Here is a 14291-nt window from a genome sequence, read left to right on the forward strand (position 1 = left end):
CGGCGTAATAAGACATGACCACCCCCGCACAATTCGCCCGCGCAACTTGTCCGCATGATTGTCCCGATACGTGCGCAATTCGTGTCACGGTTGAGAACGGCAAAGCCATCAAGGTTGCCGGTGATCCAGACCATCCACCGACTCAAGGCGTCCTTTGCACCAAGGTCAGCAGATATGCGGAGCGCGTCCATCACCCGGAACGGCTTACGGTGCCGCTCAAACGAATCGGCAGGAAAGGGGAAGGCCAGTTCGAGCCAATCAGTTGGGACGAGGCGAACAGAGTGGTGGCGGAGCGCCTGGCGGAAATTGCTCGCCGAGCGCCGGAAGCCATTGTTCCCTACAGCTATGCAGGAACGATGGGGCTGATTCAGGGTGAAAGCATTGCTCAGCGCTTCTTCAATAAGCTCGGCGCAACGCGCCTCGAAAGGACGATCTGCTCGGCGGCCGGTGCGGCAGGGCTGCGCTACACGTACGGTGCCAGCGTCGGGATGCATTTCGAATTCTTCGAGGAAAGCGAACTGATCCTGATCTGGGGCGCGAATCCGATCGCCTCCAGTCTGCATTTCTGGACACGCGCACAAGAAGCGAAGCGTCGCGGCGCACGGTTGATCGCGATCGATCCGTATCGATCGCTGACAGCGGAAAAATGTCATCAGCACATCGCGCTGAAGCCGGGCACGGACGGCGCGCTCGCGCTCGGCATCATGCACGTGTTGATCGAAGAGGGCTTTCTTGATCGAGACTACATTCGCGACCACACGCTCGGCTTCGATGCGTTGAAAGCACGCGCGCTGATCTATCCGCCCAAGCGCGTGGCCGAAATCTGCGGTGTGACGGCCGACGAAGTCGTCGAGTTGGCGCGCCTCTACGGACGCACGCGCAAGGCTTCGATTCGTCTCAATTACGGCATGCAGCGCGTGCGCGGCGGCGGCAACGCCGTTCGCGCGATCGCCTGTCTGCCGGCGCTCACGGGGGCATGGCGCGACCGTGCCGGCGGCTTGCTCCTATCGTCGTCAGAGTGGGCGCCCGTGGACGCCGCAGCTATCGGCCGTCCCGATTTGCTGCCAGATTGGCCGAACAAGCTGCCACGTTCGATCAATATGAACGCAATTGGCGACGCGTTGCTGCATCCCGGCGATCCCGACTTCGGGCCCAAGATCGAGGCGATCGTCGTATATAACTCGAACCCTGTCGCGGTCGCACCCGATTCGGAGAAAGTCGCCGCAGGCTTCGCGCGAGAGGATCTGTTCACGGTCGTTCTCGAGCATTTCAAGACAGATACCGCCGATTACGCCGATATTCTGCTGCCCGCAACGACGCAGTTCGAGCATCTCGATGTCCATAAATCGTATGGGCACACCTACGTGATGGCGAACCTGCCGTCGATTGCGCCGGTCGGTGACGCGCGGCCGAACACTGAAATTTTCCGCGGCATCGCGCGCGGTATGGGGCTTGACGAGCCGGCGTTGTACGACGATGACGAAACGCTCGCTCGCACGTCGTTGCGCTGGCGCGATGAATTGCTGCAAAGCGACTGGGACACCCTCAAACAGGCGGGTTGGCTCAAGCTGAAGCTTGCCGATGCGCCGTTTGCGAACGGCGGCTTTCGGACGCCGTCCGGCAAGTGTGAGTTCTATAGCGAACGGCTCGCAGAAATGGGGCTCGATCCGTTGCCGGACTACCTGCCGCCGCACGAGTCGACGGACGGTTCGCCAGAACTGGCCGCCCGCTATCCGCTCGCGATGATCTCGCCGCCGGCCCGCCATTTCCTGAACAGTACGTTCGTCAATGTCGCGAGCCTGCGCGCAACGGAAGGGGAGCCGCACCTCGACATCCATCCGAACGATGCCGCACGGCGCGGCATCGCCGACGGCGACCCGGTGCGCATCTTCAACGATCGCGGTTCGCTACAGGCCAGAGCCCGCCTGACCGATCGCGCACGCGAAGGGGTTGTCGTTGGCCTGTCGATCTGGTGGAAAAAGCTCGCGCCGGACGGGCGCAACGCAAATCAGCTAACGAGCCAGGCTCTTACGGATCTGGGCCGCGGCGCGACTTTTTATGACTGTCTGGTCGAGGTCGAACACGCGTGACGCAATTCGACGACGTCCCTCACGGCATCCTTACGCAAAGTGGAAAGGAGTGTCTAACCCGGTTGTCTGGACCGGGCCGACCCGTTACGATGCCATTTTTTAGCACGACCATTCGAAAATCAGTGAGGAGACGCGCCGCATGGACAAAATTTGGCTGAAATCGTACCCGCCCGGTGTCCCGGCCGAAATCGACGCGTCCCAGTATTCGTCTGTTCCTGATCTTCTCGAAGAGAGCTTCGGCCTTTATCGGGATCGGCAGGCGTTCATCTGTATGGGTAAGGCGATTACGTACGGCGAGCTGGACGCGCTGTCGCGCAAGCTCGGCGCGTGGTTCCAGTCCCGCGGCCTGCCGCGCGGCGCGCGGGTCGCGATCATGATGCCGAACGTGCTGCAGTATCCGGTGACGATCGCTGCGGTGCTGCGCGCGGGCTACACGGTCGTCAACGTCAATCCGCTCTACACGCCGCGGGAACTCGAGCATCAACTGAAGGACAGCGGCGCCGAGGCGATCGTGATTCTCGAGAACTTCGCGACGACGCTGCAATCGGTGATCGCGAAGACGTCGGTCAAGCATGTCGTCGTCGCCGCGATGGGTGATCTGCTCGGCCTGAAGGGCATCCTCGTCAACTACGTCGTGCGTCGCGTGAAGAAGATGGTGCCGGCGTGGAGCCTGCCTTCGTACACGCGCTTCAACGCGGCGCTCGCCGCGGGCGGTCGGCAGACGTTCAAGCCGGCGAAGCCCGCGCCCGACGACGTCGCGTTCCTCCAGTACACGGGCGGCACGACGGGCGTCGCGAAGGGCGCAACGCTGCTTCATCGCAACATCGTGTCGAACGTGCTGCAGGCGCAGGCCTGGCACGAGCCTGCGCATTCGAAGCGTCCCGAAGTCAAGCAGTTCATCACCGTGATCGCGCTGCCGCTCTATCACGTGTTCGCGCTAACCGTCTGCGGGCTGCTGACGCTGCGCACGGGCGGCACGGGGATCCTGATCCCGAATCCGCGCGACATCGCCGGCATGATCAAGGAGCTGAAGGGCTACCCGATCATCACGATTCCGGCCGTCAACACGCTCTACAACGCGCTGCTCAACCATCCGGACTTCGATCAGCTCGACTTCTCGCAGCTCGCGGTCGCCAACGGCGGCGGGATGGCGATCCAGGAAAACGTCGCGAAGCGCTGGTACGAGAAGACGAAGACGCCGATCGTCGAGGGGTACGGCTTGTCGGAAACGTCGCCCGTCGCCACCTGCAATCCGGTCACGGCAACCGAATACAGCGGCACGATCGGCCTGCCGCTGCCGTCGACCGAGATCGCGATTCGCGACGACGCGGGCGACGACGTGCCGCTCGGCCAGCCGGGCGAGATCTGCATCCGCGGCCCGCAGGTGATGGCGGGTTACTGGAACCGCCCGGACGAAACCGAAAAAGTGATGATGCCGGACGGCTTCTTCAAGACGGGCGATGTCGGCGTGATGGACGCGCGCGGCTACGTGAAGATCGTCGACCGGAAGAAGGACATGATTCTCGTGTCGGGCTTCAACGTGTACCCGAACGAGGTCGAGGATGTCGTCGCATCGCACCCGGGCGTGTTCGAAGTCGCGGCGGTCGGCGTGCCCGACGAGCATTCGGGCGAGGCGGTGAAGCTCTTCGTCGTCAAGAAGGACCCGGCGCTCACCGACAAGGATCTGCTCGCGTACTGCAAGGACCGGCTCACCGGCTACAAGCGGCCGAAGTACGTCGAATTCCGCGCCGATCTGCCGAAGACCAACGTCGGAAAAATCCTGCGGCGCGAGTTGCGCGACGGCAAGGCATAACGCGCGCGGCCGTCGCCGTTGCTCCGGGCGGGCTTCGCCGCTCGGTTCGACGCGGCGGGCTCGCGGATGCGCCGCAATCGTTCGCCGCGAGCCGGGGCGCATTCTTTCGGGTGGCTCGCGCTCCTCTTCCGGACAGCCGTCCGATTCCAAGCCGAGCGGTTCCTTACCAGCCGTCGGGTCGATAAAAAAGGCGCCCGAAGGCGCCTTTTAAACGACTGCAGAGTGTTACCCGCTTATTAGAACTTGTGGCGGATGCCGACGCGCGCGGTGAACTGGTTGCGGTTCGACGACGGCGTCAGGCCGTTGATCGCGGCGGTTGCCGGGCCGACCGTGTTGCCGTCGGCTTCGATCACGTTGCCCGAAGCGTGCTGATACACGCCGATCGCGTAGACGTCGGTGCGCTTCGACAGGAAGTAGTCGACGCCAACCGAGCCTTGGTGGTACTTGGCCGCGGACGCGCCGGCGATCTTGCTGCCTTGCGTGTAGTCATACGCCGCGCCGGCGAGCAGCGTCGGGGTCAGCTGATACTTGAAGTTGATTTCCGCGTTGTTGAACGTCGCGGTCTGGTTCGGGAACACCGTGCTCGCGAAGTTCATGAACTTGATGTTCGAGTACGTGACGCCGACCGTCGCCGCGCCGAACGAATAGGCGCCGCCCGCACCGATCACCTGGTACGTGTGGGCCGATGCGTAGCCTGCGTAGACCGGGGTCGTCACGGCCGCCGGCGAGCTCGACGTCGTGTTGTTGCCGAACAGGCCGCCGGCCGTCGACGGCGTGCGCGCGTTCAGGTAGCCGACGCCCAGCACGAGCGGGCCGTTCGTGTAGCCTGCGCCGAGCGACCAGGTCTGGTTGCGGCTGAAGTCGCCGGCGACGCCGCCGAAGCTGTACAGGCCGCCGAACGTGAAGCCGCCGTAGTTCGCGCTCGTGAACTTGACTGCGTTGTTCACGCGATACGCGTTGTTGAAGTTGTCGAGATCGCCCGGGTGAGCGGCGATGTAGCCGCCCCACTGGTCGCCTGCTTCCAGCGGGCCGACGAAGTCGACGACGGAGTCGTACTGACGGCCGAGCGTGACGGTGCCGAAGCTGCTCGACAGGCCGACGTAGGCCTGACGGCCGAATTCGAGGCCGCCCTGATTCAGCTTGCCCGAGTTCACGTCGAAGCCGTTTTCGAGGACGAACAGTGCCTTCAGGCCGCCGCCCAGGTCTTCCGTGCCGCGCAGGCCCCAGCGGCTACCCTGCAAAACGCCGCTCGACAGGTTGTACAGGTGCTTGCCGCCTGCATTGGTATTGATGTTGAAGCCTTCGTCGATGATGCCGTACAGCGTCACGCTGCTTTGCGCGTGAGCCGCGCCAGCAAACGCGCTCAGCGCGACGAGCGCGAGAAGCGACTTTTTCATTAAAAGATCTCCAAGGATGACAAATTTATTGTGGCGGGCCGATGGTTGTTTTTGATGGCGATACCCGCGTGAACTTCGAATGAAGCCGCTCGTAATGTAGCAAAAGGGCTTTTTGGGACAAAGAGAAAGAGCGGTACACGCGTCTTCCATGTTTCCTTTACGCAACAATGGTTAAAATCACGGGTTAACCGCTATTTCCGAGCGCTACCGTGGTGGGTAGCCGCAATAAAATTGTTACGAATTCCTTACTGCGTGCAAAGTGCCCGCACGGAGAAACGTGATGCTGTTTGACGAGTTGATCTCTGAATTTGACCGGGGCCTGCGCTCGATTGCGGGCGTGAGCCGAATGAGCCGCCCGGTGCCCCAGCCCGCCGCGGCGGCGCCTGCCGAGCTTTCCGCCGCCGAGCGCAAGCATGCGGCCGGGCTGATGCGGGTGAATCACGTCGGCGAAGTCTGCGCGCAGGCGCTCTATCAGGCGCAGAAGTTCGCGACGTCTTCGTCCGAGCTCAAGGAAATGTTCGAGCATGCGGCGCGGGAGGAGGAGGACCATCTCGCGTGGACCGCGCATCGTTTGAAGGATCTCGATTCGCGGCCGAGCCTGCTGAACCCGCTGTGGTATGCGGGCGCGCTCGCGATCGGCGTCGTTGCCGGACGCCTCGGCGACAAGGTGAGCCTGGGCTTCATGGCCGAAACGGAGCGGCAGGTCGAGAGCCATCTCGACAGCCATTTATCGGAGTTGCCGGCTGCCGACGTCGAGTCGCGCGCGATCGTCGAGCAGATGCGCGCCGACGAAGTCAAGCACGGCAAGACGGCGACCGACGCGGGCGGCATCGAGCTGCCGATGCCGGCGCGCATGCTGATGCGCGCCGCATCCAAAGTCATGACAAGCACTGCATACTATCTGTGAGACATGCGCCGGGACGGCCGCATTCGCGACGTCCCGGCAGACGACGGATACCCGCCTCTCCTCCCGCGCTTTTCCCCCTCCGAAATGCCTGCCGCCGCGCCCACCTGGGGCGCGCTTTTCATGTACCACTTTCACAAGATGCACTAGCCCATTCATTTATAACGTTTTTTGGCATGAGGGGCGGCTTGAGGAGGTGAGCGTAAGTCCTTGTTCTGACTAACAAAATTCGTCAAAAAAACGGCCCGCTCCCTTGACCGCCCATAGGCGTTCCTCTAAAGTGGGAGACAGTGTGAGAAAGTGTATTTTTGTGTGATTTGCCGGGCTTTTCCGGCTAGATTCTCAGCATTGTGCAGGGGCTTCGGTGCCCTGATCGGGAGAGCGGAAAAGTGTTCCAAGGGGCGTCGGCGCTGACGCTCGATGCGAAAGGACGGATGTCGGTGCCGTCCCGCTATCGCGAAGCGCTGCAAGGACAGGCAGAAGGACGGGTGACTGTGACCAAGCACCCGGACGGCTGCCTGTTGCTGTTTCCGCGCCCGGAGTGGGAGGTGTTCCGCGCGAAGATCGCCGCGTTGCCGATGGATGCGCATTGGTGGCGCCGTATTTTTCTCGGCAACGCGATGGACGTCGATCTCGACAGCGCGGGCCGGATTCTGGTGTCTCCCGAGCTGCGGATGGCGGCCGGGCTGGAAAAGGAAGTCATGTTGCTGGGAATGGGAAGTCACTTCGAGTTGTGGGACGCGCAGACCTACACCGCGAAGGAGCAGGCGGCGATGGCGCAGGGCATGCCCGAAGCGCTGAAGAATTTCACGTTCTGATTGCGGTGAGGAAGACGCCCGCGATGGGAAACGAATTGCAGCATCGCACGGTGCTGTTGGATGAGGCGGTCGATGCGCTCGTGACGCGGCCCGACGGCGTGTATGTCGACGGCACGTTCGGGCGCGGCGGTCATAGCCGCGCGGTGCTCGCGCGCTTGAGCGATGCGGGGCGTCTGATCGCATTCGACAAGGATCCGCGCGCGATCGAGACGGCGAGCGGCATCGAGGACGCGCGCTTCGAGATCGTCCACGACAGCTTCGCGGCGATGAAGGGTGCGCTCGACGCGCGTGGGGTAGGGCGGGTATCGGGCGTGCTGCTGGATCTGGGCGTGTCGTCGCCGCAGGTGGACGACCCGGAGCGCGGCTTCAGCTTTCGCGCGAACGGGCCGCTCGACATGCGGATGGACCCGACGCGCGGCGAATCGGCGGCCGAGTGGCTTGCGCGGGCGTCGGTGCAGGAATTGACGGAGGTGATACGAGATTATGGGGAAGAACGGTTTGCTTTTCAGATTGCAAAGGCGATTGTTGCTCGCCGGGCAGAGTCCGACCGTCTCGGGCCTCTCGACAGCACGGGCGAGCTTGCCCAAATCGTGGGTCACGTCGTCAAGACCCGTGAGAAGGGCAAGGATCCGGCAACCCGCACCTTTCAAGCTATACGGATTCACGTCAATCAAGAGCTTGCGGACCTGCAAGTCGTTCTAGAGGCAGCACTGTCGTTGTTGGAGCAAGGGGGGCGGCTGGTGGTCATCAGCTTTCATTCGCTCGAGGACCGGATCGTCAAGCGATTCCTGCAGACGCACGCAAGCGCGCCTGCGGTCGACCGCCGACTGCCGATCCGCGCGGTCGACCTGCCCAGCCCGCCGCTCAAGCTGCTTGGACGCATGTTTCCGAGCGACGCAGAAGTCGCGGCCAATCCGCGTGCCCGTTCGGCGGTGATGCGCATCGCGGAGCGCGTCGCGCCATGAGCCGCCTCAATATCTTCCTGCTGATCATCGTGATGGGATGCGCGTTGTCGGTCGTCAATTCGACGAACCAGCAGCGGCAGATCTTCATTCAATTGCAGCGCGCGCAATCGCAGGAGCATCAGCTCCAGCAGGACTACGCGCAGCTTCAATATCAGCAGAGCGCGCTGTCGAAGACGTCGCGCATCGAGCAACTCGCGACGAGCTCGCTGAAGATGCAGCCGATCACGACGGGGCGCACCCAATATCTGACGCTCTCGCCCGGCGCGGCGAAGGCGGTCGACGCGCCGCTGCCGGCATCCGCCGCGCCGCAGGGAGGCGCGCGATGAAGCCCGCTTCAAAGCACACGCAAGGCGTGAAGTTCGCCTCGAGCCCGGTGCTGTCGGTCCATCTGCCGATGTGGCGCTCGAAGCTCGTCGTGTTCATGCTGTTCATCGCGTTCGTCGCGCTCGCGATGCGCGCGTTCTGGATTCAGGGCCCGGGCAACGCGTTCTATCAGAAGCAGGGCGAAAGCCGCTATCAGCGCACCCTCGAATTGCCGGCGACGCGCGGCAAGATCCTCGATCGCAACGGCCTCGTGCTCGCGACGAGCCTGCCCGTGCGCGCGATCTGGGCGATTCCCGCCGACGTGCCCGACGATCTCGGCGCGGACAAGCTCGACGCGCTCGGCAAATTGCTCGGAATGACGACGAAGGAGCTGAAGGCGAAGCTGTCGGAAGACAAGTCGTTCGTCTACGTGAAGCGCCAGGTGCCGCTCGACGTGGCCGCCGAGGTCGCGAAGCTCGACATCCCGGGCATCTATCAGCGCAACGAATACAAGCGCTTCTATCCGGAAGGCGAGATCACCGCGCACCTGATCGGCTTCACGAACGTCGAGGACGAAGGGCAGGAGGGCGTCGAGCTCGCCGACCAGAAGCTGCTCGTCGGCACGCCGGGCAGCCGCCACGTGATCAAGGACCGGGTCGGCCATATCGTCGAGGACGTCGATGCGCAGGTGCCGCCGCACAACGGCACCGACGTCGACCTGTCGATCGACAGCAAGATCCAGTACATCACGTATACGAACCTGAAGGATGCGGTCGAGAAGTTCCACGCGAAAGCAGGCGCGGCGATGGTGGTCGACGTGCAGACGGGCGAGGTGTTGTCGCTCGTCAATTATCCGACGTACAACCCGAACGACCGCTCGCACCTGACGGGCGAGCAACTGCGCAACCGCGTGCTGACCGATGTGTTCGAGCCGGGCTCGATCATGAAGCCGTTTACGGTGTCGCTCGCGCTCGACTTGCATCGCGTGACGCCGAACACGCTCGTCGAGACGGGTAACGGCCATTTCGTGCTCGACGGCGCGCCGATCACCGACGATTCGGGCTTCGGCACGCTGACCGTCGGCGGCGTGATCCAGAAATCGAGCAATATCGGCGCGACGAAGATCGCGATGACGATGAAGCCCGAGGAAATGTGGAATATGTATACGGGCATTGGGCTCGGGCAGGCGCCGAAGGTTGGCTTTCCCGGCGCGGCGGCGGGCCGGCTGCGTCCGTGGAAGAGCTGGCGGCGCATCGAGCAGGCGACGATGTCGTACGGCTACGGCCTGTCGGTGTCGCTGTTCCAGCTTGCGCGCGCGTACACCGCGATCGCGCACGACGGCGAGCTGATGCCCGTGACGATCTTCAAGACGAACGACGCGCAGCCCGCGACCGGGCCGCGCATCTTCTCGCCGACGACGGCTCGTGAAGTGCGCACGATGCTCGAATCCGTCGTGTCGCCGCAGGGTACGTCGCCGAATGCGGCGGTGCCCGGCTACCGCGTCGGCGGCAAGAGCGGCACTGCTTACAAGCAGGTCGGCCGCGGCTATGATCACAAGAAGTATCGTGCGTCGTTCGTCGGGATGGCGCCGATGCCGAATCCGCGCATCGTCGTCGCCGTGTCGGTCGACGAGCCGACGGTGGGCGGCCACTTCGGCGGCCAGGTGTCAGGCCCCGTGTTCTCCGCGATCGTCGGCGATACGCTGCGCGCGCTGAATGTACCGCCCAACATGCCGGTCAAGCAGCTCGTCGTGTCTGACGATACGGCGAACGCCGCCGCTGCGCAGAAGCTGGCCGCGAATGCGCCGGCGAAACACATGATCGTGTCGAGCACGACACACAACCGTCCTGGAGTAGTTCGATGAGCGCCGCGCGCAGTTCCCATCCGGCGCACCAGCAGATCGCGGCCGCGCTTGCGTGGCTGCGCGCGCACGTCGCGTCCGGCGCGCAATTGCACGCCGACACGCGCAGCCTGCAGGCGGGCGACGTGTTCGTCGCCTATGCGGTCGACGGCGCGGATAATCGTCCGTTCATTGCCGACGCGCTCGCGCGCGGCGCGGCCGCCGTGCTGTATCAGCCCGAAGGTTTCCCGGCCGCCGGCCTCGACCCGGCGACGTCGCTCGCCGTGCCCGCGCTCGACGCGCTCGCGGGCGATATCGCGAGCGGCTGGTACGGCGATCCGAGCGACGCGATGTTCGCGGTCGGCGTGACGGGCACGAACGGCAAGACGTCGTGCACGCAATGGATCGCGGCCGCGCTCACAGCGTTGCGCGAGCCGTGCGCGGTGATCGGCACGCTCGGCAGCGGAATGCCCGGCCAGCTCGTCCACACGGGCTTCACGACGCCCGATGCGCCGCAACTGCAGCGCAGCCTCGCGCAACTGCGCGACGCGGGCGCTCAGGCGGTCGCGATGGAAGTCTCGTCGCATGCGCTGCATCAGGGGCGCGTGAACGGCACCGCGTTCGACGTCGCGGTGTTCACGAACCTCACGCAGGATCACCTCGATTACCACCGCACGTTCGACGCCTACGAGGCCGCGAAGGCAAAGCTCTTCGCCTGGCGCGGGCTGCATTGCGCGGTTGTCAATCGCGACGATCCGGCCGGCCGCCGCCTGCTCGCGAATCTCGTCGGCCGCGTGAGGACGATCGCGTACGGCATCGATGCGCCGGCGCAAGGCGCCGACGCCGATCGCGAGCTCGTCGCGACGAACGTCCGCGCGACCGCGACGGGCACCGCGTTTCGCGTGACTTCGCCGTGGGGCGAAGCGGACGTCGAGGTCGGCACGCTCGGCACGTTCAACGTGAGCAATCTGCTCGCGGTGCTCGGCACGCTGCTCGCGGCCGACGTGCCGTTCGACGCGGCGCTCGCCGAAATCGAGCGGCTCGAATCGGTCAACGGCCGGATGCAGCGGCTCGGCGGCCGGCTGCAGAACGACGAGCCGCTCGTCGTCGTCGATTACGCGCACACGCCGGACGCGCTCGAGAAGACGCTCGAAGCGCTGCGCCCGATCGCGCAGGCGCGCGGCGGCGAGCTCGTCTGCATGTTCGGCTGCGGCGGCGACCGCGACGCGACGAAGCGCCCGCTGATGGGCGCGATCGCCGAGCGGCTCGCGGACAAGGTCGTCGTGACGAGCGACAACCCGCGCAGCGAGGAGCCGCAGAAGATCATCGATCAGATCGTCGCCGGCATGCGGGACGCCGCGAACGCGCGCCGAGTCGAGGACCGCGCGAGCGCGATCCTGCAGGCCGTGCGCGGCGCCGCGCGCGAGGACGTCGTGCTGCTCGCCGGCAAGGGGCACGAGGCGACGCAGGAGATCATGGGCAAGAAGCGTGCGTTCTCCGATCAGGATCACGCGCGCCTCGCGCTCGCCGCGCGCACGACGCAGACTCGCGGAGGCGGCGAATGACGATGCTGACCTTGCGCGAAGCCGCAGCGATGATCCCCGGCGCGACCGTGCTCGGCGACGAGCGCGCGTCGTTCGAGCGGGTGTCGACGGACAGCCGCTCGGCGGGGCCGGGCGATCTGTTCGTCGCGCTGAAGGGGGAGCGTTTCGATGCGCACGACTTCGTCGGCGACGTCGCCGCGCGCGGCGCGAGCGCCGCGATCGTGTCGCGCAGCACGGGCGAATGGAATCTGCCCGCGCTGAAGGTGGCCGATACGCGCGCCGCGCTCGGCGCGCTCGCGCACGGCTGGCGGATGCGCTTTTCGATGCCGCTCGTCGCGGTGACGGGCAGCAACGGCAAGACGACCGTGAAGGAGATGATCGCGTCGATTTTCGCCGCGGCGGTCGGCGTGCGCGCGCGTCTTGCCACCGCAGGCAATTTCAACAACGACGTCGGCCTGCCGCTCACGCTGCTGCGCTTGAACGCCGCGCATCGGCTCGCGGTCGTCGAGCTTGGAATGAACCACCCGGGCGAGACCGACGCGCTCGCGAAAATCGCCGCGCCGACGGTCGCGCTCGTCAACAACGCGCAGCGCGAGCATCAGGAATTCATGGCGACGGTCGAGGCGGTCGCGCTCGAGCACGCGGCCGTCATCCATGCACTCGGCCCGGACGGCGTCGCGGTGTTTCCGGCCGATGACGCGTATGCGGGCATCTGGCGCGTCGCGGCGACCGGCAACCGGATCGTCGATTTCGCGCTGCACGGGCTCGGGCGCGACACGCCCGCCGCGGTGACGGGCGTGCTCGACGGCAGCCGGCTCGCGATCGACACGCCCGACGGCCGCGTCGACGTGCGCCTCTATGCGCTCGGCGAGCACAACGCGCGCAACGCGCTCGCCGCGACCGCGGCGGCGCTCGCGGCCGGCGTGCCGCTCGCGGCGGTCAAGGCGGGGCTCGAGGCGTTCGCGCCGGTGAAGGGGCGGCTGCAGGTGACGCACGCGGCGCTCGGTTCGCTCGCGGGCGCGACGGTGATCGACGACACCTACAACGCGAACCCCGATTCGATGCGCGCCGCGATCGACGTGCTCGCCGCGTGCTCGGCGCCGCGCGTGCTCGTGATCGGCGAGATGGGCGAGGTCGGCGACGAAGGGCCGGCGTTCCACCGCGAGATCGGCGCGTATGCGCGCGAGCGCGGGATCGATGCGCTCTTCGCGCTCGGCGCGGCGACGCTGCCCGCGTGCGAGGCGTACGGCGCGTCCGCGCGGCATTTCGACGACGCGGCGGCGCTGGTCGCCGCGCTCGTCGCCGAGCACTTCGGCGCACACGCGACGCTGCTCGTGAAGGGCTCGCGGTTCATGAAGATGGAGCGCGTGGTCGACGCGCTCGCGAACGAAACCGCGTCGGGCGCAGCGCCCGGCGCACACTGACGAAGGAAGTAAGCATGCTGCTGGCGTTGGCGCAATGGCTGCAAGGTGACGCAAGCTTTTTGCGCTTGTTCACGTACCTGACGTTCCGGGCGGTGATGGCCACCATCACGGCGCTCGTGATCGGTCTCGTCTGCGGCCCGTGGGTGATCCGCAAGCTCACGCAGATGAAGGTCGGTCAGGCGGTGCGCAAGGACGGCCCGCAGACGCACCTCGTGAAATCGGGCACGCCGACGATGGGCGGCGTGCTGATCCTGATCGGCATCGCGGTCGCGACGCTGCTCTGGGGCGATCTGACGAACCGCTTCATCTGGATCGTGATGCTCGTCACGTTCGGCTTCGGCGTGATCGGCTGGGTCGACGATTATCGCAAGGTCGTCTACAAGGACCCGCGCGGCATGTCGTCGCGCGAAAAGTACTTCTGGCAATCGGTGATCGGCCTCTTCGCGGCCGTCTATCTCGCGTTCAGCGTGTCCGAGGCGAACAACGTGCGCGTGTTCGACCTGTTCATGGCGTGGGTGCGCAGCGGCTTGTCGATGGGGCTGCCCGCGCGCGCGGACCTGATGCTGCCGTTCCTGAAATCGATCAGCTATCCGCTCGGCGTATGGGGCTTCATCGCGCTCACGTATTTCGTGATCGTCGGCGCGAGCAACGCGGTGAATCTCACCGACGGGCTCGACGGCCTCGTGATCATGCCGGTCGTGCTCGTCGGCGCGTCGCTCGGCGTGTTCGCATACGTGATGGGCAGCGCCGTCTATTCGAAATATCTGCTGTTCCCGCACATTCCGGGCGCGGGCGAGCTGCTGATCTTCTGCTCGGCGATGGGCGGCGCGGGGCTCGCGTTCCTCTGGTACAACACGCACCCGGCGCAGGTGTTCATGGGCGACGTCGGCGCGCTCGCGCTGGGCGGCGCGCTCGGCACGGTCGCCGTGATCGTGCGCCAGGAAATCGTGCTGTTCATCATGGGCGGCATCTTCGTCGCGGAGACGCTGTCGGTGATGCTGCAGGTCACGTGGTTCAAGTACACGAAAAAGCGTTACGGCGAAGGGCGGCGCATCTTCAAGATGGCGCCGCTGCATCACCATTTCGAGTTGTCGGGCTGGAAGGAAACACAGGTGGTGGTGCGTTTCTGGATCATCACGTTGATGCTGTGCCTGTTCGGTTTGTCCACCCTCAAGCTGCGGTAAAGGGAAGGT

The 14291-nt window shown here is 65.2% G+C and carries 11 protein-coding genes; 10 read left to right on the forward strand and 1 reads right to left on the reverse strand.

What is annotated here, in order from left to right; translation table 11 throughout:
- Positions 1–14: 14 nt before the first annotated feature.
- The gene (locus BTH_RS17845) at positions 15–2090 is read left to right on the forward strand and encodes a molybdopterin-containing oxidoreductase family protein (protein WP_009888735.1); all 2076 of its coding nucleotides are present in this window, start codon (positions 15–17) and stop codon (positions 2088–2090) included.
- Positions 2091–2229: 139 nt separating this feature from the next.
- A complete protein-coding gene (locus tag BTH_RS17850; protein ID WP_009888736.1) occupies positions 2230–3903 on the forward strand; it encodes a long-chain fatty acid--CoA ligase in 1674 nt (557 codons plus the stop codon).
- 236 nt (positions 3904–4139) lie between these two features.
- Here BTH_RS17850 and BTH_RS17855 read toward each other — a convergent pair whose 3' ends face one another.
- Entirely contained in the window at positions 4140–5300 is a 1161-nt protein-coding gene (locus BTH_RS17855; RefSeq protein WP_009888738.1) for a porin, read from the reverse strand.
- Between the two features lie 280 nt (positions 5301–5580).
- Between BTH_RS17855 and coq7 the strand changes: the two genes are divergently transcribed.
- The 8 genes from coq7 (at position 5581) to mraY (ending at position 14282) form a co-directional block, all read left to right on the forward strand.
- Positions 5581–6207 (forward strand): 2-polyprenyl-3-methyl-6-methoxy-1,4-benzoquinone monooxygenase, encoded by a 627-nt coding sequence (gene coq7, locus BTH_RS17860; protein ID WP_009888740.1) that lies wholly within the window; start codon positions 5581–5583, stop codon positions 6205–6207.
- A 386-nt stretch (positions 6208–6593) separates the two neighbouring features.
- The gene (mraZ, locus tag BTH_RS17865; protein ID WP_004194130.1) at positions 6594–7022 is read left to right on the forward strand and encodes a division/cell wall cluster transcriptional repressor MraZ; all 429 of its coding nucleotides are present in this window, start codon (positions 6594–6596) and stop codon (positions 7020–7022) included.
- A gap of 23 nt (positions 7023–7045) precedes the next feature.
- A complete protein-coding gene (gene rsmH, locus BTH_RS17870; protein WP_009888758.1) occupies positions 7046–7987 on the forward strand; it encodes a 16S rRNA (cytosine(1402)-N(4))-methyltransferase RsmH in 942 nt (313 codons plus the stop codon).
- Complete coding sequence (ftsL, locus tag BTH_RS17875) at positions 7984–8313, forward strand: cell division protein FtsL (RefSeq protein WP_009888760.1); 330 nt, start codon at positions 7984–7986, stop codon at positions 8311–8313. Before rsmH ends, ftsL begins: the two co-directional genes overlap by 4 nt.
- A complete protein-coding gene (locus tag BTH_RS17880) occupies positions 8310–10154 on the forward strand; it encodes a peptidoglycan D,D-transpeptidase FtsI family protein (RefSeq protein ID WP_009888762.1) in 1845 nt (614 codons plus the stop codon). The genes ftsL and BTH_RS17880 overlap by 4 nt, the downstream gene beginning before the upstream one ends.
- Positions 10151–11695, forward strand: coding sequence for a UDP-N-acetylmuramoyl-L-alanyl-D-glutamate--2,6-diaminopimelate ligase (locus BTH_RS17885; RefSeq protein WP_009888763.1), 1545 nt, complete (start codon positions 10151–10153; stop codon positions 11693–11695). The genes BTH_RS17880 and BTH_RS17885 overlap by 4 nt, the downstream gene beginning before the upstream one ends.
- Positions 11692–13098, forward strand: a complete 1407-nt coding sequence (gene murF, locus BTH_RS17890; protein WP_009888765.1) for a UDP-N-acetylmuramoyl-tripeptide--D-alanyl-D-alanine ligase — start codon at positions 11692–11694, stop codon at positions 13096–13098. The genes BTH_RS17885 and murF overlap by 4 nt, the downstream gene beginning before the upstream one ends.
- A gap of 14 nt (positions 13099–13112) precedes the next feature.
- Positions 13113–14282 carry a phospho-N-acetylmuramoyl-pentapeptide-transferase gene (gene mraY / locus BTH_RS17895; protein WP_004194370.1) on the forward strand — a complete coding sequence of 390 codons (1170 nt, stop codon included), beginning with the start codon at positions 13113–13115 and terminating at the stop codon, positions 14280–14282.
- Positions 14283–14291 lie beyond the last annotated feature (9 nt).

This window comes from Burkholderia thailandensis E264 (genome assembly GCF_000012365.1).
In the GTDB taxonomy this organism is placed as follows: Bacteria; Pseudomonadota; Gammaproteobacteria; order Burkholderiales; family Burkholderiaceae; genus Burkholderia; species Burkholderia thailandensis.